Source organism: Duganella violaceipulchra (genome assembly GCF_019166075.1).
In the GTDB taxonomy this organism is placed as follows: domain Bacteria; phylum Pseudomonadota; class Gammaproteobacteria; order Burkholderiales; family Burkholderiaceae_D; genus Rugamonas; species Rugamonas violaceipulchra.
In genome coordinates, this window is the sequence record NZ_JAHTGR010000013.1 from 150,095 (window position 1) to 168,386 (window position 18,292).

Genomic DNA, 18,292 nt, shown 5'->3' on the forward strand with positions numbered 1-18,292 from the left:
CCTGAATCGTCAACAAAGAATACTTACCAACAGCAGCCATCCGATGACCAACAGCACCACCGCCAGCACCCAGTCCGCAGCCGCCCCCAACACAGCAAGAGAAGCCAAGAAAGGCAGTCTCGCCACCCTGCGCGGACTGACGCCCTTCCTGCTGCCGTACAAACGCCAGTTCGTCCTGGCCGGTATCGCGCTGGTGGTCGCCGCCTGCTCCACGCTGGCGATTCCGGCCGCCTTCAAGCAGATGATCGACCTGGGTTTCGGCGGCGCCGGCGCCAAGAGCATCAAGCACGTCGACCTGGTGTTCCTGGCACTGTTCGGCGTCGCCACCGTGCTGGCCCTGGCCACGGCGGCGCGCTTCTACACGGTCTCCTGGCTCGGCGAGCGCGTCACGGCCGACATCCGCAGCGCAGTCTACAAGCACGTCGTCACGCAAAGCCCCGAATTTTTCGAGACCACGCAGACCGGCGAAGTCCTGTCCCGCATCACCACCGACACCACGTTGATCCAGGCGGTGGTGGGCACCAGCATCTCGATGGCGCTGCGTAACGTGCTGCTGTTCATCGGCGGCCTGGTGATGCTGTTCGTGACCAGCCCCAAACTGTCGGCCATCATCATCGGCCTGCTGATCCTGACCGTGCTGCCGATCGTGATGTTCGGCCGCCGCGTGCGCAAGCTGTCGCGCGATTCGCAGGACCGCATCGCCGACGCCTCCGCCATGGCCGGCGAAATTCTCAACGCCATGCCGACGGTGCAGGCCTTCACCCACGAGAAGATCGAATCGGACCGTTTCGGCGCCTCGGTCGAAGGCGCCTTCGGCACCGCCATGCGCCGCATCCGCGCGCGCGCGCTGCTGACCATGATCGCCATCGTGCTGGTGTTCGGCACCATCGTGTTCGTACTGTGGCTGGGCGCGCACGCTGTGCTCAACGGCGACATGACCGGCGGCGACCTCGGACAATTCATCCTGTACGCGTCCATCGTGGCCGGCGCCATCGGCGCCTTGTCCGAAGTGATGGGCGAAGCGCAGCGCGCCGCCGGCGCCACCGAACGCCTGCTGGAACTGATGTCGGTCAAGTCCAACATCCAGTCGCCGGCTATGCCGCTGGCGCTGCCGCCGCGCGCCGCCAACGGCGCGGCCCTGAGCCTGCAGGACGTGTCGTTCAGCTACCCGTCGCGCCCCGACACGGCGGCGCTGGGTCATCTGTCGCTGGACATCAAACCGGGTGAGACGGTGGCCGTGGTCGGCCCTTCCGGCGCCGGCAAGACTACGTTGTTCCAGCTGTTCCTGCGCTTCTACGACCCACAGAGCGGCAGCATCAAGCTCGATGGCGTCGACATCACCAAGCTCGAACTGCACACGCTGCGCGACGCCATCGGCATCGTGCCGCAGGATACGGTGATCTTCTCCGCCGACGCGATGGAAAACATCCGCTACGGCCGCGCCGGCGCCACCGACGAGGAAGTGATCCAGGCCGCCAAGCTGGCCGCCGCCCACGAATTCATCGAACGCCTGCCACAGGGCTATCAATCCTTCCTGGGCGAGCGCGGCGTGCGCCTGTCCGGCGGCCAGCGCCAGCGCATCGCGATCGCGCGCGCGCTGCTGAAAAACCCGCCGCTGCTGCTGCTCGACGAAGCCACCAGCGCGCTGGACGCGGAATCCGAGCGCCTGGTGCAGAAGGCGCTGGAGGCGGCGATGGTCGGCCGCACCACCGTCATCATCGCGCACCGGCTGGCGACGGTGCAGCGCGCCGACCGCATCATCGTGATGGAAGACGGCCGCATCGTCGAAACCGGCACCCACGCTTCGCTGGTGGCGTTGGGCGGCATCTACGCCAACCTGGCGGCGCTGCAGTTCCACAACGTCCACATCGAGCACCACGCGAGCTGACCGCTTACTGCCGGATGCGGCCCGTCACCGCATCAGGGCGAAACGCCGGGCAGCGTCGCCAACGGCAGGATGCGCGACTTGGTCTGCCGGCTGACGGTGCCGTTCGCGTCACGTATCAGGCCGAGAAAGCGGCCCTTATCGTCGCTGATGTTGACCACTCCCGACGTCACGCCGTCCTTTACCATGAGGCGGCCCAATAACAGGGTACGCACGCCGGCGTTACCCGCCACCCCGCCCGACACAAACGCCTCCTCATACAGTCCGGTGGCGATGATGACGTTGTCCGCGGCTAGTGGACCAAACTTGAAGCCGTTGGCCACACCCTCGGCGCCCATCAGGCGCGGCGCGACGAAGATATTGCTGGCAAACTTGTCCACGTCGACGCCATTGGTCAGGCCCTCGAAACCAAAGTTGTAGAACTTATTGCCGTTGAACGGATCGGTCTGCGCCGAACCCGGTACGGCCGACAAGCCGGTCACGCCGATCATCCGCCCGCCGGTGAAGGTATTTTCGTTGACCCAGTTTTTCTGGCCGTCGCTCTCCGTCGTCAGCAGCACGCCGACGTCGTTATGGGTCAGCAGCTCGAAATCGATCTTGTTGTATTGCGAGCCATTATGACCTTGGCCGCTCAGCTTAATGGCGTTGTGAAAACCGTCCACCCAATTGACTGTCACCGTCGCGTGTGAGGCATTCATCAGCGTGATGCCAGAACCGGTATAACCGTAGGCGGGCGTGTTTTCCCAAGCGATGCCATGCAGCTTGGCCACATCCAGCACATGTCCATAACCTCCCTGCACGACGATGCCATCGCGCGCGCCGAAGGTCAAATCGCCTCGCGCGGTAAAGCGGATGAATTTATTGCCCGGCAAGGTGATCGTGTCCTGGAACTTATAGTAGCCCTCCGGGATCAGCAATTCCTGGCCGTTGCGCAGCGCATTGATTGCGGCCTGCACGGCGGGGGCGTTGTCCAGCGAGCTCTCGCTCAGGCCGAACCATTTGGCGTTGACCGCGCCATCGAACATGCGCTTGTACATTTTTTTGCCAGTGCTGCCCTTGTTGCAAAACAGCGTGGTGCCGCCGTTCGCCAGGTCCGTCGCGTTCGACGCGACCGGATAAAACAAGCCCTCTCTGCCGACGTCGGAGATAAAGACCAGCGGGGCGGTACAGGTGGTTGCTGTTTCAAGTCCGTTGATGGTCATGACCGTCTGGGCTTGTGCCGAAAAGGCTGTGGCCAGCGCGGCAAATAAAGTGGCGCTACGAAGTTTTTTCATCTGAGATCCAATTCTTGAAATTAAGGAATTGGCAATAATATCAGCGTGGCAACGCCGCACGATAGCCAAACCGAAATTAATTAATTTACAAGCATTTCCCGCGCTGGCGGCCTTAGCATGCGTGATCCAATCTCAAGGGAACGCCGTGCTCCATCAGCTCCTCACTAACATCCGGCATGTCGCACAGAACTACGCGCTGGTGACAACCGCCTTCCTCGCGCTCACACTGTGGTGGCGTTTTCGGCCCGGCCGCAGACAGCGCCTGCAGGCGAAGCCGATCGGGCTGCCGCAAATCCGGCGCGAGGTGCTGACTTCCATCGTCAGCATCGTGGTGCTTGGCAGCGTCACGCCGGCGGCTTTCGCGCTGGGCCTCGGCCGGCATACCCACTTCTATCAAAGCGTGCATGCCTACGGGCGCGGATGGGGCTTTATCGCCTTGATGGTGCTGCTGATGATGGTGGTGATCCAGGACACGTGGTTTTACTGGACGCACCGGCTGATGCACCACCGCCGCCTGTTCCGCTGGGCGCACCGCACCCACCACCGCTCCACCAACACCGGCCCCCTGCCCACCTATTCGATCAGCCCGCTGGAAGCGGTGATCGACAGCGGCGCCAGCATCGTGATCCTGCTGGTGTTGCCGGTCACGTTCTGGTCGCTGATCATCTTCACGTGGATTAATACGTCCTTCGCGGTGTACACGCACCTGGGCTATGAGCTGTTCCCGCGCGCGATGTCGAAGCACTGGCTGGGCCGCTGGATCAACACCTCCACCGCCCACAATACCCACCATGCGCGGGGGCGCTACAACTACAGCTGGTACTTCCTGTTCTGGGACCGGATGTTGGGCACCCTGTCGCCGGACTACGACGAACACTATCGCAAAGCCGGTTTTTCGGCCCCCGAGGCAAAAAGCCGGTAACATTCTCCCTTTCAGGAGAACGCCTTGACCGATGCCGAACTGCGGCTCAGCTGCACAACCCACCTTCCCGGCCACCGCCAGCCATCGCCCGCCCAGCAGTTCGCGGCGATGTCCGCATGGTGCGAGGCCAACGGCGTGGCGCACGACACCTACGGCAACGGTACGCTGATCCAGGATTTCGAGCAGAAGCTCGCCACGCTGCTGGGATTTGAATCGGCATTGTTTTGCATTTCCGGCACGATGGCGCAGGCCACCGCGCTGCGCATCGCCTGCTCGGAGCGCGGCAGCCGGCTGGTGGCGCTGCATCCGACCTCGCACATCCTGCGCCACGAACGCGGCAACCACCAGCTGTTCGACCATTTCCAGGCCCTGCAGATCGGCGACCCGCACCGCCCATGGACGCTGGACGAACTGAAAGGCATCCCGGACAAGCTGGGCGCCGCCACGCTAGAGCTGCCGATGCGGGAGATCGGCGGCCAGTGCCCGGCCTGGGAGGATCTGGCGGACATCAAGACCTACTGCCGCGAGCAGGCTATCCACCTGCACCTGGACGGTGCGCGCCTGTTCGAAACCGCCGCCGCATATGACCGTCCGGCCGCCGAGATCGCAGCCGGCTTCGACTCGGTCTACATCTCGATGTACAAGGGCATAGGCGGCATGGGCGGCGCCATGCTGCTGGGGAGCGAGCCGTTCATCGCCAAGGCGCAGGAATGGTTCCGCCGCCAGGGCGGCAATGTCTACCAGCGCACGCCCTACGTGGTGGCCGCCGCGATGCAGTTCGACGCCCGGTTGGCGGCGATGCCGAAATACTTCCACCGCACCGAATGGCTGTACGAGGTGCTGCGCGACTATCCGAAGCTCACACCCAATCCCGCCCGTCCGCAGGCCAGCATGCTGCACCTGCACCTGCCGGTCAGCCGCGAGCGCGCCAACGAGATCCGCAACCGCATCGCCGAGCAGCACGGCGTGTGGCTGTTCAACGCCGCCAGCCACGCCGCGCTGCCCGACCGCAGCTCGGTGGAGCTGTATATCGGCGACAACCTGCTCAACCTGCCGGACCAGCGGGTACGTGAAATCCTGACCCTGTGGTCGGACGCGATGTCCAACTAATTCCTGCACAAGCCGGTGCAACCGGCTACACTGCGCCCTCTTTTCGTTTTACGGCATAACACCATGACCTTCCAAGCCCTCGGCCTGATCGACCCCATACAGCGCACACTGGAGACGCTGGGCTACAAGCAGCCCACGCCGGTCCAGAAGCAAGCCATACCCGCCGTGCTGGCGGGCCGCGACCTGATGGCGGCCGCGCAGACCGGCACCGGCAAGACGGCGGGCTTCGCCCTGCCCATCCTGCAACGCCTGACCATGGACGGCGTGACCGGCCCGAAAGCGATCCGCTGCCTGGTGCTGGTGCCGACGCGCGAACTGGCCGAGCAGGTCTACGAAAGCTTCCGCAGCTACGGCGGCAACCTGCCGCTGAAATCGGCCGTGGCCTACGGCGGCGTGCCGATCGAGCCGCAGATCGCCAAGCTGCGCAAGGGTCTGGACGTGCTGGTGGCCACGCCGGGCCGCCTGATCGACCTGCACGACCAGGGCGCGATCAGCTTTGCCATGCTGCAAACGCTGGTGCTGGACGAGGCCGACCGCATGCTGGACCTGGGCTTCGAACGCGATCTGGACATCTTGCTGGCGGCCCTGCCCAAGCAGCGCCAGACCTTGCTGTTCTCGGCCACGTTCTCTGATGAGATCCGCAAGATGGCGGCCGGCATGCTGAAAGACCCGGTATCGATCCAGGTCAGCGCCAGCAATACCGCCACCAAGACCGTCAAGCAGTGGCTGATCCCGACCGACAAGCGCCGCAAGCCGGAACTGCTGCTGCACCTGCTGAAAAAGCTGAACTGGGGCCAGGTGCTGGTGTTCGTCAAGACCCGCAAAGGCGTCGAAACGCTGGTGACGACCTTGCAGGAACATGGCATTTCCGCCGATTCCATCCACGGCGACAAAACCCAGCCGGCCCGCCTGCGCGCGCTGGCCCGCTTCAAGAACGCCGAAGTGCAGCTGCTGGTAGCCACCGACGTCGCCGCGCGCGGCCTGGATATCGAGGCGCTGCCGCAGGTGGTCAACTTCGACCTGCCGACCGTGGCCGAGGACTACATCCACCGCATCGGCCGCACCGGCCGCGCGGGCATGGAGGGCGAAGCCGTCTCGCTGGTCTGCGCCGACGAAGTCGACATGCTGAAGGCCATCGAAACGCTGACCCGCCAGGTCATCCACCGCATCGAGCAACCGGGCTTCGAGGCCGACCACCGCGTGCCGGAGACCGGCCCGAAAGGCGTCGCCGCGGCATTCGCCAAGAAGGCCGCAGCCGAAGCGCCGGCCAGGAAGAAGCGCCCATTCACCGGCCCTGCCGGCGGCAAGGCGGCGCCAGGCAGCGTTGCGCCAGCCGGCAAGCCGGCGATAACAGCCCGTCCGGCCGGCGGCGATGCGTCGCTGGGCACGTGGATACCGCCGGTCCCCTCCGGCAAACCGCCCGGCGGACGTTCCGCAGGCGGCAAACCGGCCGCAGGCCGCATCTACGGCGGTGGCAAACCGGCGGCAGCGGCGCCCAAGGGTGCGGTCGTGGTCACCGGCGGCCGTGGCGCCAAGTCGCTGGCGCGGGCCGCAGGCAAGGTCACCGCCAAGCCGGGTGGCCGCAAGACCGGCCCACGCTGAGCGCCGCCTGATAAAATAAGCACCTTTCCGGGCCATTGCGGCCCGCGCACCACGTTGGAGAATTGAATGCAGCAATACCAGGACCTGATCCAGACCGTCATCGATACGGGCAGCTGGCAAGACAACCGCACCGGCATCCGCACGCTGAGCGTGCCGGGCGCGATGATGCGCTTCGACCTGCTGAACGACGGCTTCCCCGCCGTGACGACCAAAAAACTGGCATTCAAATCCGTGGTCGGCGAACTGTGCGCCTTCCTGCGCGCCTCCAGCAACGCGGCCGACTTCCGCGCGCTGGGCTGCAAGGTCTGGGACCAGAATGCCAACGAGAACAAGCAATGGCTGGAAAATCCGTACCGTTTGGGCGAAGACGACCTGGGTCCGGTCTACGGCGTGCAGTGGCGCCAATGGCCGGGCTTCAAGCTGATCGCCGTCGACCAGCCGGAGCAGATCGCCGACGCGCAAAAGAACGGCTTCCGCCTGATCTCGCAGATCGAGGACGAAGGCGTGACCAAGGTCCTGCTGCACAAATCGATCGACCAGCTGCGCGAATGCCTGGACACCATCGTCAACAATCCGGGCAGCCGCCGCATCCTGTTCCACGGCTGGAATCCGGCGGTACTGGATTCGGTCGCCTTGCCGGCCTGCCATTTGCTATACCAGTTCATTCCGAATCCGGCCACGCGCGAGCTGTCGATGTGCCTCTACGTCCGCTCCAATGACCTGGGCCTGGGCACGCCGTTCAACCTGGCGGAAGGCGCCGCGCTGATGCATCTGGTCGGCCGCCTGACGGGCTACACGCCGCGCTGGTTCACCTACTTCATCGGCGATGCCCATATCTACGAAAACCACATGGACATGGTCAAGGAACAGCTGACCCGCACGCCGTTCCCGGCGCCGCAGCTCCGCATCTCCGACCGCGTGCCGGACTTCGCCAAGACCGGCAAGTACGAGCCGGAGTGGCTGGAGAAGGTCGAGCCGTCGGACTTCTCGCTGGAAGGCTACCAGCACCACGCGCCGATCACGGCGCCGATGGCGGTATAAAACTGGCGGGCCGCAGATGGATGGCCCGCTGCTCCCATAGCGCCAATAGTTCATCCGCCAGTCCGGCGGCCAGCCCGCCGTCCTGCGCCACGCTCGTCCCCGCAGCGAGCATCTGGTAGGCGGCGCTGGATATCGATATCTGCCGATACGCATCCAGCAGCACGTAAAACTGCTCAAGGTTGCCGTCCGCCGTCTGCGCCCATCCAGTCGCCAGGCTCCCGCCGTCGCCCAGGACGGGCTGCAACGCCAACACGCGCTGCGGCGACAGCTCCGCTTTACTCACCAGGAACGGACCTATCGCCAACGCATCGAGCCCGGTGGTCAGGAAGCACGTGACCGCATCGTCCACCGAGTCGACAATGGGCTCATGATTATTGTTGAATGACGTGTTAAGCAGCACCGGGACACCCGTCAAACCGCCGAAAGCCTCAAGCAGTTGCCAGAACAAGGCATTGTGCCCGCGCTTCACCACCTGCACCCGCGCCGTGCCGTCGACATGCGTGACCGCGCCCAGCACTGGCTGGAACTCCTGGCGCACCGGCACCACCACCGTCATGAAGGAGCAATCCACTCCTTCCGGCAGCTCGAAATAGCGGTCCGCATCCTCGCTGCGGACCGCCGGCGCAAAGGGCCGAAACGCCTCGCGCTTCTTGACCATGGCGTTGATCCTGTCCTTGTTGGCGGCATCGCGCGGATCGGCCAGAATGCTGCGATTACCCAGCGCCCTCGGCCCGAACTCCGACCGTCCCTGCACCCAGCCCAGTACCTGGCCCGCCGCCAGCAGCTGCGCCGCCGTTTGCGCGATTTCGTCGCAGCGCCGGAACGACAGCAGCCCATCCCAGCGCCGCAACTGCGCAGCCAGCGCATGCTCTTCGGGAATCGGACGTCCGAGAAAGACATGCGACTGCGGCGCTATCGCATGCGCCCCCGCGCCTCCGTGCTGCAGGTGCCCGAGACAGGCCGCGCCCAAGGCCAGGCCGCAATCGCCGGCCGCCGGCTGGACGAAGATACGCTCGAACAGGCCGGAGCGCGCCAGGCGTCCGTTGAGCGCGCAGTTCTGCATGACGCCACCCGCGGCGCACAGATTGCGCGCCCCGGTGGCGCCGCTGTGATAGCGCAGCACATGGAATGCGATGTCCTCCAGCGCCTCCTGGGCTGCCGCCGCCAAGTCGCAATCCCGCGCGCTGAAGCCCTCGTCCGGACGGCGCGGCGGCCCCAGCTCCGCCAGATGGCGCTGCAGCACGCTCCGGTTCAACTGGTAGCGGCCCTCCGCCTCCAGCCAATAGGCGCTGGCATAGGCCTGCCGATAAGTGGACGGGTTACCGTAAGGGGCCAACCCCATCATCTTGAATTCATCGTGCGCGCCGAAGCCCAGCAGCGGTAGCGCGGTTTGATACAGGCCACCGAGCGAATCGGGCACCGCGATTTGCTCCAGTATCTCCAGGCGCCTGCCGCGCACCTCGATCACGTAGCCGGAGATGCCATCTCCAAAACCGTCGGCGGTAAACACCAGCGCTTCGTCGTAACCGGAGAGTGCGTATGCGCTGAGGGCATGGCACAGATGATGATCAAACAGCTTGACCCGCGTGCGCGGCGGCGCCGCCAAACCCAGCGCCGCCTGCAAGACTATCGACCAGGCGTCGACGGTGATGGATGGATCGCGATGCTTGCCGCTCCCTCCCTGCTCGCCGAATGCGAACAAGTCGACATCCCCGGCGCCGCAGTGGGCCGTCTCCAGGCAAGCGCGCATGGCCAGCAACGGCAGCTTGCCGGTGTGCTTGCGCCGCGTCAGCCGCTCTTCCTCAATGGCTGCGACGACCTCTCCGTCTATCATCAGCACGGCGGCGGAATCGTGATACCAGCCGCATTCCCAGGCGCCGCGCAGGTCGCCGGAGAACGCTCGCGGCAGGTGGGGTTGGCCTTGCAAACCCATGACGATCATCGCGCATCCTCCCTTGCCCACTGCCTTGGCGCTGCTCAGGTCTGGTCCGGGCGTAGCTGAAGTGCCCCGGCACGCAGGCAGAAATCGATCATCCGGCCCACCGCGCCATCGTCCGCCCGCACAGGAAGCTCGCCGCCGGCGTTCAATACGGCGATCGCATCCCACACCGCTGGCTCGTCCGCCACCGTGGTGGAGTAGCCGCCCGCCGCCACCCGCATGGCGCCGCCGGCTTCGGGTGCCGCCAGAAGGTTGTACATGCTCTTGAGCGTCACCGCGCCGGCCGCGCCTCCATGTTCCAACAACGGTGGCGGACGCAGATAACCGCAGGCGCTGAAGTGCTCCAGCCAGCCGCGCGCCACGGCGGCGCGCAGGCGCGGGTCGGCCGAGAGCCTGGCCAGCTTGTCGACCAGCGTGTCGACTTCGCGCAGCTCCCTCGCCTCCTCGACCAAAGCCGAACGCGGGACGGCCCGGCATCGGCCCGGCGTTTCCATCAGCAGTTGCGCCAGCGCCTCCAGCGCCAGACTGGTCATGCCGTCGCCCAGCCAATAGCCAAAGCCCCAGGTCACCGAGAACTCGCCGTCCGATTCAGCCACATGCCAATCGCTTGAAGGCCAGTACAGCACCTGTCCGGGGCGCGCGCTCAATGCCGTCGATTGCTCCAGGTAGCGTTCATAACGCAGCGCGCCGCGCAGTTCCGGCGTGGCCTGGGCAAAGCGGTCCGGCCAGAAGCGCATGGTCTTGGTGCCCGCGACCGGGAAATGAAAGCCGCTGGTGCGGTCCACATGCACGCCGAACGGGGTCGTCTTGTAGGTGCCGAGGAATACCTGCGTATCCATACGGGCGTGGCTGATACCCACCACCGCCGCCAGGCCCTGCACCGCGCTGAGAATGCGCTCCCATAGTGCGCGGTTGAACTGGTGCCAGTCCGCCACCACCAACGCATAATTCGGCAAGCCTTCCAGGTCCATCAGCCGCGCATTGTAGGCGGCGAAGGAGCCGTCGCGCCGCGCAGGCAACAGTCGCTGGTGGCCACCGCCCAGCAGGTCCAGCTCCTGGTCGTCGGAATAAAAACGCACCTTTTGCCGGCCGCCGCGACAAAAATCCTCGCAGCAGGAAACCACCGCGCCGAACAACTCGTCCACGGAGACACGCGGCAGCGCCTTTGCCTGTTCCTCCCCCAGCAGGACGGCTTGGTGCTCCCAATAAAGTTCGGCGAAGTCCAACCAAAAATCCTGTATGTCGCGCTGGCCCATGGCCGCCCCCAAGGTTTGCGCTACGATCCCACGCGTAGCAGCTTGTACTCCACCAGCGCGCCGACCAGCGCGACCTTTTCCTCGTCATCCAGGTCGCCCGGCAGTTCGCGCACATAGAACGCCGGCGTGGCGCAGATGAACCGCATGGCGTCCCGCGCCAGGCGGTTGACCGACAACAGCACCTCGCCATCGGCGTTGCACAGATGGCTCAAGCCATCCGCATCGGCCTGAACGATGCTGCCGACATGATCGTTGAGGATGCGGCGGTGCGGCTTGACGTGGGTTTCGTCGTACCACAGTCCTGGCAGCGGCTCGCCAAACAGCTCGGCATAGCGTTGTTCGAATTCCGCGAACGTGGCGGTGCGCCGTGGCGGCCCGGCATCCTCGCCCACCGGTTCCGGCGCGTTGGAAGGACTGTGCTGGATATAAACGCCGAAGTAGCGCAGGCTGAATTCGATGTACTCGGCCGTGAACAGCACAAACTGGTGCCAGACTTCGTCGATGCGCAGCGAATGCATGTCCCATAGCACGGTGTCGTCGGCACGCACCATGACGATGAAGCGTTTGACCTCCCGGAACAGCGCCTGGCCTTCCTCGTCCGAATCGACGATGTGCTCCTTGAGCAGCTTCTCGATCAGGTATGGCGCCTCGAAGGACAGGGATTCGAATGGGGAACGGGAAGATGTCATGTCGTCCTCACCCGCTCGAACAAGCCGCTTTCCTCCAGCGCCATGCCCAGCGCAAAGCGCTCCTCGTCGTCCAGCGCTCCCGGCAACGCGGCGACGTCGAGCAGTTCGTGGCCGGCGGCATAGCTCAGCGCAGCGCGCGCGATGTCGCCTGTCTCGATCTCGCATACCAGGCCGCCGGGCGTCTCGACCGCCAAGGCGCTGCCGCCTGGCGTCGATTGCTGGCGCAGCACCAAACCGTCGGCCACGCGCCGCAGCAAATACGCCGCCGACGAACCATCCGCCGCTGCGCCGCCCAAGTCCTCGACATAGGCCCGCGTGGCCGTGCTGCCCAGGTCAAAGCAGGCCGCCAGTTGCGCCGGCGCCAGCGGCGAAGCGCTGGCGGCTGCAATCTGCGCCAGCTGCCGCAGCCAGCGCTGCTTCTGCCGCGCAGCCATCACGCTGGCGTAGGCGTGAACCGGCTGACCATCGGACGGCGCCGGGGGGCGCAGCTCGCGCGGCGCGTCCTCATGGTCGGGCAGCGGCAGCCCGTCGCGTGGACTGATGACGTGGATGGACAACGACCAGTCCCGCGTGGGATTGCGTGGCGCGTGGATGCCCGGTTCGTAGATGAACCCCACCTTGCCGGCCGGCGCCACGAACAGATTCTGGTCGACCAGCGCACCGCTACGGTACGACGCGGCGCGGTCGTAGGTCCGCACTTCGAGCTCGTTGCGGCAAACGCCTGTGATGGTCCATGCCGTGTGTTCATGTGCGCCCGGCCCGCCATATGGAGGCCAGAAACCGAACGCCATGCGAATGCCGCTGCCCGCCAGCGTCAGGAACGGCACCAGGCCGTTGCGGGGCGCGCCCGACGCGATCAGCCCCAGTTCCAGCGCCATGCAGTCGAGCAGGAAATCGTCGTCGGCCACCGCTCGCTCCATCGCCGTCCGCGCGGCCAGTACGGTCTCCCGCGCGGGCAGGCCTGGCTCGTTCCGATCGGGGAAGTCCAGCCTGGCGAAGGTGTCGACGACGTCGTCCAGTCTCATCGCGCCGGCCTAGCGTTCGCGCAATTGCGGGAAGGCGAAGCCTCCCGGCAGCTCGAACCGGCTGCCGCGCGATTGGCATACCTGGCAGCGCGACTGGCACACCTGGCAGCGCGATTGGCAAACGTCGGAGCGCAGGCCGCCGCGCACCAGGATGCGCAGCCGTCCACGACTCAATTCCAGCGCTTCCTCCGCCCTGGGTTTGATCGCACTGGTCTCGACCTTGCTGACCACCACCTGCGCATCTTTTTTCAGCCAGACGATGGTGCCGCCCAGCGGCAGCACGGAATCCGGCGCTTCGGCGAAATACAGGATGTCGCTGCGGGCGATATCGACCGCATCGCTCAGGTCAGCCAGGTCGGCGTACATGCGTACATAGCCATCGCGCGTCGATGGCCCCACGTAGCCTTTGACGCTGGCGACGTTGGTGGCGTTGTGCTCCTTCAGGTAGCTCAACAAGGGATGTTCCGGAATTTTACTGCCCGCTTCTAACTTGAAATCGGCCATGACCGCTGCTCCTCAAATAGGCGTCACCGCAAAATGGGTTCGGCCTGTCAGCCGGCCCACGCTGTGAACCAATATAGGTCATGCACTGAACAACAAATACACCAATTATCACGCGTCCTCCATTTCTTTTTGGACATCATGTAGAATGACGAATTGCCTTCGCGAATTTAAAGTAAGCCTTTATGCATATGACGATCTCAAGTTTCCTTGCTGTGCGTGAAGTCTCATGACGCGCCTGGATTTCATACCAGGCACCTTGTGCGACGAAAGGATGTGGTCCCGTTTGACGCCGCAACTGGGCAGCGGTTTCGCATTCAATCACGTCCCGCTGCACAAGGCGCACACGCGCTTGCAGATGCAGGAGCTGATCGCCGCGCACAGCGCGCCGTCGGCGCACCTGGTGGCGTTCTCGCTGGGCGCCTACCTGGCGATCGAGTACGCGCTGCTGCATCCCGAGCGCGTGCAATCGCTGGTGCTGATCGCGAATTCGGCGCGCGGCCTGAGTGAAGCCGAGCTACAGACCCGCCGCCGCATCATCCCCATGTTGAAGAACAATGCCTACACCGGCATGACGCGCATGCGCCTGCGCGAGCTGCTGCATGAGGCGCACCTCGGCGACCAGGGCATCATCGACATCATCCAGCAGATGGCGCTGGACCTGGGCAAGGACGTGCTGCTGGCGCAGTTCACCGCGTCGATGGAGCGCCCCGATCTGATGGAGCGGCTGTCCGAAATCACCTGCCCGGTGCTGATCGTCGGCGCGACCGGCGACCAGCTGGTCGATCCGGCGGATCTGCGCGAAATGCAGCGCCACCTGCCCGACGCCCGCCTGAACCTCCACGACAGCACCGGCCACATGATACCGCTGGAGGCCCCGCAGACGCTGGCCGCCGACATACTGGCCTTCCGTCAGTTTATGCCTTGACGATCAGCGTGCCGGACATCTCCTCATGGCCGCTGCCGCAGAAGTTATCGCATAAAAAACCGAACTGTCCGGCCGCCTCCGGCTTGAGCTTCACCCGTACCGGTTTGCCGATCACCAGATCGGCGCGGATCTTGAAGTCCGGCAGGCTGAAGCCGTGCGGGAAGTCCAGCGCCGTCAGCTCCAGCACCACCGCCTCGCCCGTCTTCAACTCGATCACGTTCGGCGAGAAGCGGAACTTGCGGGCCTCGATCTTGATGACCCGCTCCTTCGCCTTGGCCTGCACAGCGCCCAAAGCGACCAGCGCCAACGGGGCGCACAACAGCAATCTACGTTTGGTCAGCATGTCGATTTATCCTTTCATCGCCGGAAATTCGGTGATCTGATACGCCACCGGCTTCGCTTCCGCCTCCACCTCGCGGAAGCCCAGGCCCTTGCCCGGCGCAGCCGGGTCCCACGGCAGCGGCGTGCGCTTGTCCTGCGAACCCGGCGCCGGCAGCGGGAAGATCAGCGACTTGGCCGCGTGATGCGCGATGTGGCCGCTGACGTGATGGTTCTCCTGGTGGATATGGCCGTAGAACACAGTCACGTTCGAATACGGCATCAGCAGCGCCATCGCCTGCTCGCCGTCGCGCGTGGCCCAGTCCCATTTCGGCGCCAGGTCGAACAAAGGCCGATGGGTCAGCACGACGATGCGCGCGTCCTGCGCCTGTTTCGCGAGGTCGGCCTTCAGCCACGCCAGCTGCGCCTCGCCGATGCGCGCGCCGGGGTCGGAGACGTTGTCGATGGCGATGAAGTGCACGCCCTTGTGATCGAAGCTGTAGTGCGCGGGGCCGAAGAACTCCTGGAACGCCGCGCCGTTGTCGAGCGAGGCGTCATGCTCGCCCGCCAGGAAATGCACCTGCTTGACCTTCAGGCCGCCGACGATCTGCTTGAACTCCGCCATGCGCCGGCGGCGCTCGGCCGGGTCGTCGGTGGTGTGGGTCAGGTCGCCGGTGAAGACGATGAAGTCGGGCGGCGTGGCCAGCGCGTTGACGCTGTCCACCGCCTGCCTGAGCGTGTTGTGCGCCTCCGGATTGGCCGGCCCCTTGTAGCCCCAGTGCGCATCGGACAGCTGCACAAAGTAGAAATCCTCGTTGCCGGCAGCGGCCATGGCCCTGCCGTACAAGCCGGACATGAAGACGGCGCCGCCGCCCACTGCGCCCAGCCTTAAAAATCCTCTGCGATCGATCATGATGTACTCCGTGATGTGGTTGTAAAGACGGCGCCGCGACATGGCATAATCGACAAGCGACGGTCGTACCGGCTAAAACCCGGATCGCGGCCCGGATATTCCCGATTATTTTTTTATTTCTCAGGCGGGAATAAAACCGCACCGGGCGGAGTCTTCATCCACTGGACCACTGCAATGGACAAGTTTTTGGGCGACGACGATAAAACCGCGCAGTTCGAGGCGATGGCCATGCCGCACCTGGACGCGGCCTACAACCTGGCCCGCTGGCTGACCCGCAACGAGCATGACGCCGACGATCTGGTGCAGAGCGCCTATCTGCGCGCCTTCCGCTTTGCCGACGGCTTTCGCGGCGGCGACGTGCGCGCATGGCTGCTGACCATCGTGCGCCACACCTACTACAGCGCGCTGCGCGACGGCGCGGCGCTGCGCGGCGATGTCAGCTTCGACGAGGCGCTGCACGGCGACGACGCATCGACCGATCCGGCCGCCATCGCCGCCAGCCGCGACACCGGCCGCAGCGTCAACGCCGCGCTGGCCCAGCTGCCGCAGGCGTTTCGCGAGGTGCTGGTGTTGAAGGAGATGGACGATCTGTCGTACAAGCAGATCGCGCAAGTGACCGAAACGCCGATCGGCACGGTGATGTCGCGGCTGGCCCGCGCGCGCAAGCTGCTGCTGTCGTATCTGAAGGACGGAGGGCAAGATGGATTCTAAGCACAGCCTGGAAATGCTGTCGGCATATCTGGACGACGAACTGAGCGCGGCCGACCGGCGGCAGCTGGAGGCGCATTTGTCGGGCTGCGCCGATTGCAGCGGGGCACTGGAGCAATTGCAGGCGCTGCGCGGCCGGATCGGCGCGGAGGCGAGCCGCCATGCCGCGCCCGAGTATCTGCGGCACCGCATCCACGCCGCGCTGCGGGGCGAACCCGCGCGCACGCCGCGCCGCGCCGCGCTGCGCAGGTGGCCGTGGGCGTGGATCAACCTTGGCCTGGCGGGCGCCGCAACGGCCGCCTTCGCCGTCACGCTGACGCTCTACCTGGACCAGCCGAGCGCCAACGAACGCATCGAACAGGAACTGGTGGCCAGCCACTTCCGCGCGCTGATGCCCAACCACCTGGCCGACGTCGCCTCGACCGACCAGCATACGGTCAAGCCCTGGTTCGCCGGCAAGCTGGACTTTTCACCGCCCGTGGTCGACCTGGCGGAGCAAGGCTATCCGCTGGTCGGCGGCCGCCTGGACTATCTGCAGCAGCGGCCGGTGGCGGCGCTGGCCTACCGCCACCGCCAGCACATCCTCAACCTGTACATCTGGCCGGACGCGGGCGGCCACGCCGGCGCGCCGCAAGCGGGCATGCGCCAGGGTTTCCACCTGCTGCGCTGGACGCAGGACGGCATGCAGTATTCGGCCGTGTCGGACATGAATCCGCAGGACCTGGCGCAGTTCGCCGGCCAGCTGCGCCAGAAAGTGGCGCGGGCCGATGCACAGTAGAGGACGCGGGTTTTCGCTGCATGCGCCGCACACGCCGCAAAAAATCGGCGACGCCGAAAAAGCCCAAATTGAACGATAATGGCGACTCTGCATCTGATAGCATCAAAAAATGAGCACACTGACCATCATCGTCGCCATGGACGCCCAGCGCGGCATCGGCATCAACAACACCCTGCCGTGGAAGCTGCCGGAAGACATGGCGCATTTCAAGCGCCTGACCACCGGCCACACCATCATCATGGGCCGTAAAACGTTTGACTCCATCGGCCGCCCGCTGCCCAACCGCCGCAACATCGTCATCACCCGCAATCCCGACTGGCGCCATGACGGCGTGGAAGCGGTCGGCTCGGTCGAGGCGGCCCTGGCGCTGCTGGACGGCGCCGACGGCTTCGTCATCGGCGGCGCCGAGATCTACCAGCAATCGCTGCAGCTGGCCGACCAGTTGATCATCACCGAGATCGCCCGCACCTACCAGTGCGACGCCTTCTTCCCCGAGCTCGACGCCACCGTCTGGCAGGAAACCGCCCGCGAGAAACATGCGTCGGAAACGGCCGATTTGCAGTACGCTTTTGTTACACTGCGCCGCAAGGCATAAATCTTAACTTCAACCTTCATCCAGGAATCAACAGCACATGTCAGGCGATGGTTTTCACGTACACGGACCGCACGATCACGCGGTCGAACACGCAGCCCACGGTAGCGATGGCTTTTCGAACAATATTGCCGTGATGACGGCCATCCTGGCCACCGTCGGCGCCACCTTCGGCTACCTGGGCGGCGCCACGCAGAACGACGCGGCGCTGTTCAAGAACAACGCGGCGATCGACAAGACCCAGGCCTCCAACAGCTGGAACTACTACCAGGCCAAGTCCAGCAAGCAGAACCTGGCCGAACTGGCGATGTCGCTGCCGGGCGTCGATCCGAAGAAGTACGAGGCCGACATGGCCCGCTACAAGACGGAGAAGGAAGACATCAAGAAGGACGCCGAAAAGTGGGAGGAATCCTCTAAAGAGTGGAACCACAAATCGGACGAGGCCATGCACGAGCACCACCAGTGGGCGCTGGCCACCACCGCCGAGCAGATCGCCATCTCGCTGGCAGCGATCACCCTGCTGACCCGCAAGAAATGGATGATGGGCCTGGCCTACGGCGTGGCCGGCGTCGGCATCGCGCTGGGCGCGTTCGCCTGGTTCCACGTCGATCCGGTTGGCCAGATGCTGGCCAAGCTGGGCGGCGGCGCGGCCGGACACTAAGGGTTCAATACCCGGTGTAATACCGTCGTCATAGTGTTGCGGCAATCTTGCCAGGTTTTTTGCAATATTTTTTTCCCGCAGCGGCCCCATTTCTGCGAGAATCCCGTTCTTATTTTTTTTCTGCGGCTGCCCGGTAGGCGGTCGCGCCCT

18 protein-coding genes are annotated in these 18,292 nt (G+C 64.9%); 10 read left to right on the plus strand and 8 right to left on the minus strand.

The window, feature by feature from the left end:
- The first annotated feature begins 43 nt into the window (after positions 1-43).
- Positions 44-1,888, plus strand: coding sequence for an ABC transporter transmembrane domain-containing protein (locus KVP70_RS23035; protein WP_217944671.1), 1,845 nt, complete (start codon positions 44-46; stop codon positions 1,886-1,888).
- A 32-nt stretch (positions 1,889-1,920) separates the two neighbouring features.
- Here KVP70_RS23035 and KVP70_RS23040 read toward each other — a convergent pair whose 3' ends face one another.
- Positions 1,921-3,159 carry a hypothetical protein gene (locus KVP70_RS23040; RefSeq protein WP_217944673.1) on the minus strand — a complete coding sequence of 413 codons (1,239 nt, stop codon included), beginning with the start codon at positions 3,157-3,159 and terminating at the stop codon, positions 1,921-1,923.
- 145 nt (positions 3,160-3,304) lie between these two features.
- On the opposite strand from KVP70_RS23040, the gene KVP70_RS23045 reads away from it, so the two are divergent.
- The 4 genes from KVP70_RS23045 (at position 3,305) to KVP70_RS23060 (ending at position 7,834) form a co-directional block, all read left to right on the plus strand.
- The gene (locus KVP70_RS23045) at positions 3,305-4,081 is read left to right on the plus strand and encodes a sterol desaturase family protein (protein ID WP_217944675.1); all 777 of its coding nucleotides are present in this window, start codon (positions 3,305-3,307) and stop codon (positions 4,079-4,081) included.
- A gap of 24 nt (positions 4,082-4,105) precedes the next feature.
- Positions 4,106-5,191 (plus strand): threonine aldolase family protein, encoded by a 1,086-nt coding sequence (locus tag KVP70_RS23050; RefSeq protein ID WP_217944676.1) that lies wholly within the window; start codon positions 4,106-4,108, stop codon positions 5,189-5,191.
- Between the two features lie 63 nt (positions 5,192-5,254).
- Positions 5,255-6,793: a DEAD/DEAH box helicase gene (locus KVP70_RS23055; RefSeq protein ID WP_217944677.1), complete on the plus strand. Its 1,539-nt coding sequence runs from the start codon at positions 5,255-5,257 to the stop codon at positions 6,791-6,793.
- 66 nt (positions 6,794-6,859) lie between these two features.
- Complete coding sequence (locus KVP70_RS23060) at positions 6,860-7,834, plus strand: thymidylate synthase (protein WP_217944679.1); 975 nt, start codon at positions 6,860-6,862, stop codon at positions 7,832-7,834.
- On the opposite strand, the gene KVP70_RS23065 is transcribed toward KVP70_RS23060, so the two are convergent.
- The 5 genes from KVP70_RS23065 to KVP70_RS23085 are packed head-to-tail and all read right to left on the minus strand — an operon-like array spanning position 7,812 to position 13,247.
- Positions 7,812-9,776, minus strand: a complete 1,965-nt coding sequence (locus KVP70_RS23065; RefSeq protein ID WP_307730285.1) for a carbamoyltransferase family protein — start codon at positions 9,774-9,776, stop codon at positions 7,812-7,814. The genes KVP70_RS23060 and KVP70_RS23065 overlap by 23 nt on opposite strands.
- Positions 9,777-9,811: 35 nt before the next feature.
- Positions 9,812-10,999, minus strand: coding sequence for a cupin domain-containing protein (locus KVP70_RS23070; RefSeq protein ID WP_217944681.1), 1,188 nt, complete (start codon positions 10,997-10,999; stop codon positions 9,812-9,814).
- 50 nt (positions 11,000-11,049) lie between these two features.
- Positions 11,050-11,718: a UCP032817 domain-containing protein gene (locus KVP70_RS23075; protein WP_217944683.1), complete on the minus strand. Its 669-nt coding sequence runs from the start codon at positions 11,716-11,718 to the stop codon at positions 11,050-11,052.
- Positions 11,715-12,743: a cupin domain-containing protein gene (locus KVP70_RS23080; RefSeq protein ID WP_217944685.1), complete on the minus strand. Its 1,029-nt coding sequence runs from the start codon at positions 12,741-12,743 to the stop codon at positions 11,715-11,717. The genes KVP70_RS23075 and KVP70_RS23080 overlap by 4 nt, the downstream gene beginning before the upstream one ends.
- Before the next feature lie 9 nt (positions 12,744-12,752).
- Positions 12,753-13,247 (minus strand): hypothetical protein, encoded by a 495-nt coding sequence (locus tag KVP70_RS23085; protein ID WP_217944686.1) that lies wholly within the window; start codon positions 13,245-13,247, stop codon positions 12,753-12,755.
- A 226-nt stretch (positions 13,248-13,473) separates the two neighbouring features.
- Here KVP70_RS23085 and KVP70_RS23090 point away from each other — a divergent pair, with 226 nt between their 5' ends.
- Positions 13,474-14,172: an alpha/beta fold hydrolase gene (locus KVP70_RS23090; RefSeq protein ID WP_217944688.1), complete on the plus strand. Its 699-nt coding sequence runs from the start codon at positions 13,474-13,476 to the stop codon at positions 14,170-14,172.
- On the opposite strand, the gene KVP70_RS23095 is transcribed toward KVP70_RS23090, so the two are convergent.
- Both KVP70_RS23095 and KVP70_RS23100 read right to left on the minus strand, forming a co-directional pair.
- Positions 14,162-14,515 carry a cupredoxin domain-containing protein gene (locus KVP70_RS23095; protein ID WP_217944690.1) on the minus strand — a complete coding sequence of 118 codons (354 nt, stop codon included), beginning with the start codon at positions 14,513-14,515 and terminating at the stop codon, positions 14,162-14,164. The genes KVP70_RS23090 and KVP70_RS23095 overlap by 11 nt on opposite strands.
- A 6-nt stretch (positions 14,516-14,521) precedes the next feature.
- Positions 14,522-15,403 (minus strand): metallophosphoesterase family protein, encoded by an 882-nt coding sequence (locus tag KVP70_RS23100; RefSeq protein WP_217944691.1) that lies wholly within the window; start codon positions 15,401-15,403, stop codon positions 14,522-14,524.
- A gap of 174 nt (positions 15,404-15,577) precedes the next feature.
- Here KVP70_RS23100 and KVP70_RS23105 point away from each other — a divergent pair, with 174 nt between their 5' ends.
- From KVP70_RS23105 to KVP70_RS23120, 4 genes are all read left to right on the plus strand, one after another.
- The gene (locus KVP70_RS23105) at positions 15,578-16,114 is read left to right on the plus strand and encodes a sigma-70 family RNA polymerase sigma factor (RefSeq protein ID WP_217944693.1); all 537 of its coding nucleotides are present in this window, start codon (positions 15,578-15,580) and stop codon (positions 16,112-16,114) included.
- The gene (locus KVP70_RS23110; RefSeq protein ID WP_217944695.1) at positions 16,104-16,889 is read left to right on the plus strand and encodes an anti-sigma factor family protein; all 786 of its coding nucleotides are present in this window, start codon (positions 16,104-16,106) and stop codon (positions 16,887-16,889) included. Before KVP70_RS23105 ends, KVP70_RS23110 begins: the two co-directional genes overlap by 11 nt.
- Positions 16,890-16,998: 109 nt before the next feature.
- On the plus strand, positions 16,999-17,484 hold the full coding sequence (locus KVP70_RS23115; protein WP_217944696.1) for a dihydrofolate reductase: 486 nt from the start codon (positions 16,999-17,001) through the stop codon (positions 17,482-17,484).
- Between the two features lie 37 nt (positions 17,485-17,521).
- Positions 17,522-18,142: a DUF4337 domain-containing protein gene (locus KVP70_RS23120; RefSeq protein ID WP_217944698.1), complete on the plus strand. Its 621-nt coding sequence runs from the start codon at positions 17,522-17,524 to the stop codon at positions 18,140-18,142.
- Positions 18,143-18,292 lie beyond the last annotated feature (150 nt).

What these genes read in the sequence shown, in the direction of transcription:
- KVP70_RS23110 (WP_217944695.1), top strand. Translation starts at nt 16,104, where the DNA reads ATGGATTCTAAGCACAGCCTGGAAATGCTGTCGGCATATCTGGACGAC.
- KVP70_RS23090 (WP_217944688.1), top strand. Translation starts at nt 13,474, where the DNA reads ATGACGCGCCTGGATTTCATACCAGGCACCTTGTGCGACGAAAGGATG.
- KVP70_RS23115 (WP_217944696.1), top strand. Translation starts at nt 16,999, where the DNA reads ATGAGCACACTGACCATCATCGTCGCCATGGACGCCCAGCGCGGCATC.
- KVP70_RS23105 (WP_217944693.1), top strand. Translation starts at nt 15,578, where the DNA reads ATGGACAAGTTTTTGGGCGACGACGATAAAACCGCGCAGTTCGAGGCG.
- KVP70_RS23035 (WP_217944671.1), top strand. Translation starts at nt 44, where the DNA reads ATGACCAACAGCACCACCGCCAGCACCCAGTCCGCAGCCGCCCCCAAC.
- KVP70_RS23055 (WP_217944677.1), top strand. Translation starts at nt 5,255, where the DNA reads ATGACCTTCCAAGCCCTCGGCCTGATCGACCCCATACAGCGCACACTG.
- KVP70_RS23060 (WP_217944679.1), top strand. Translation starts at nt 6,860, where the DNA reads ATGCAGCAATACCAGGACCTGATCCAGACCGTCATCGATACGGGCAGC.
- KVP70_RS23100 (WP_217944691.1), bottom strand. Translation starts at nt 15,403, where the DNA reads ATGATCGATCGCAGAGGATTTTTAAGGCTGGGCGCAGTGGGCGGCGGC.
- KVP70_RS23120 (WP_217944698.1), top strand. Translation starts at nt 17,522, where the DNA reads ATGTCAGGCGATGGTTTTCACGTACACGGACCGCACGATCACGCGGTC.
- KVP70_RS23065 (WP_307730285.1), bottom strand. Translation starts at nt 9,776, where the DNA reads ATGATCGTCATGGGTTTGCAAGGCCAACCCCACCTGCCGCGAGCGTTC.
- KVP70_RS23075 (WP_217944683.1), bottom strand. Translation starts at nt 11,718, where the DNA reads ATGACATCTTCCCGTTCCCCATTCGAATCCCTGTCCTTCGAGGCGCCA.
- KVP70_RS23095 (WP_217944690.1), bottom strand. Translation starts at nt 14,515, where the DNA reads ATGCTGACCAAACGTAGATTGCTGTTGTGCGCCCCGTTGGCGCTGGTC.
- KVP70_RS23040 (WP_217944673.1), bottom strand. Translation starts at nt 3,159, where the DNA reads ATGAAAAAACTTCGTAGCGCCACTTTATTTGCCGCGCTGGCCACAGCC.
- KVP70_RS23085 (WP_217944686.1), bottom strand. Translation starts at nt 13,247, where the DNA reads ATGGCCGATTTCAAGTTAGAAGCGGGCAGTAAAATTCCGGAACATCCC.
- KVP70_RS23080 (WP_217944685.1), bottom strand. Translation starts at nt 12,743, where the DNA reads ATGAGACTGGACGACGTCGTCGACACCTTCGCCAGGCTGGACTTCCCC.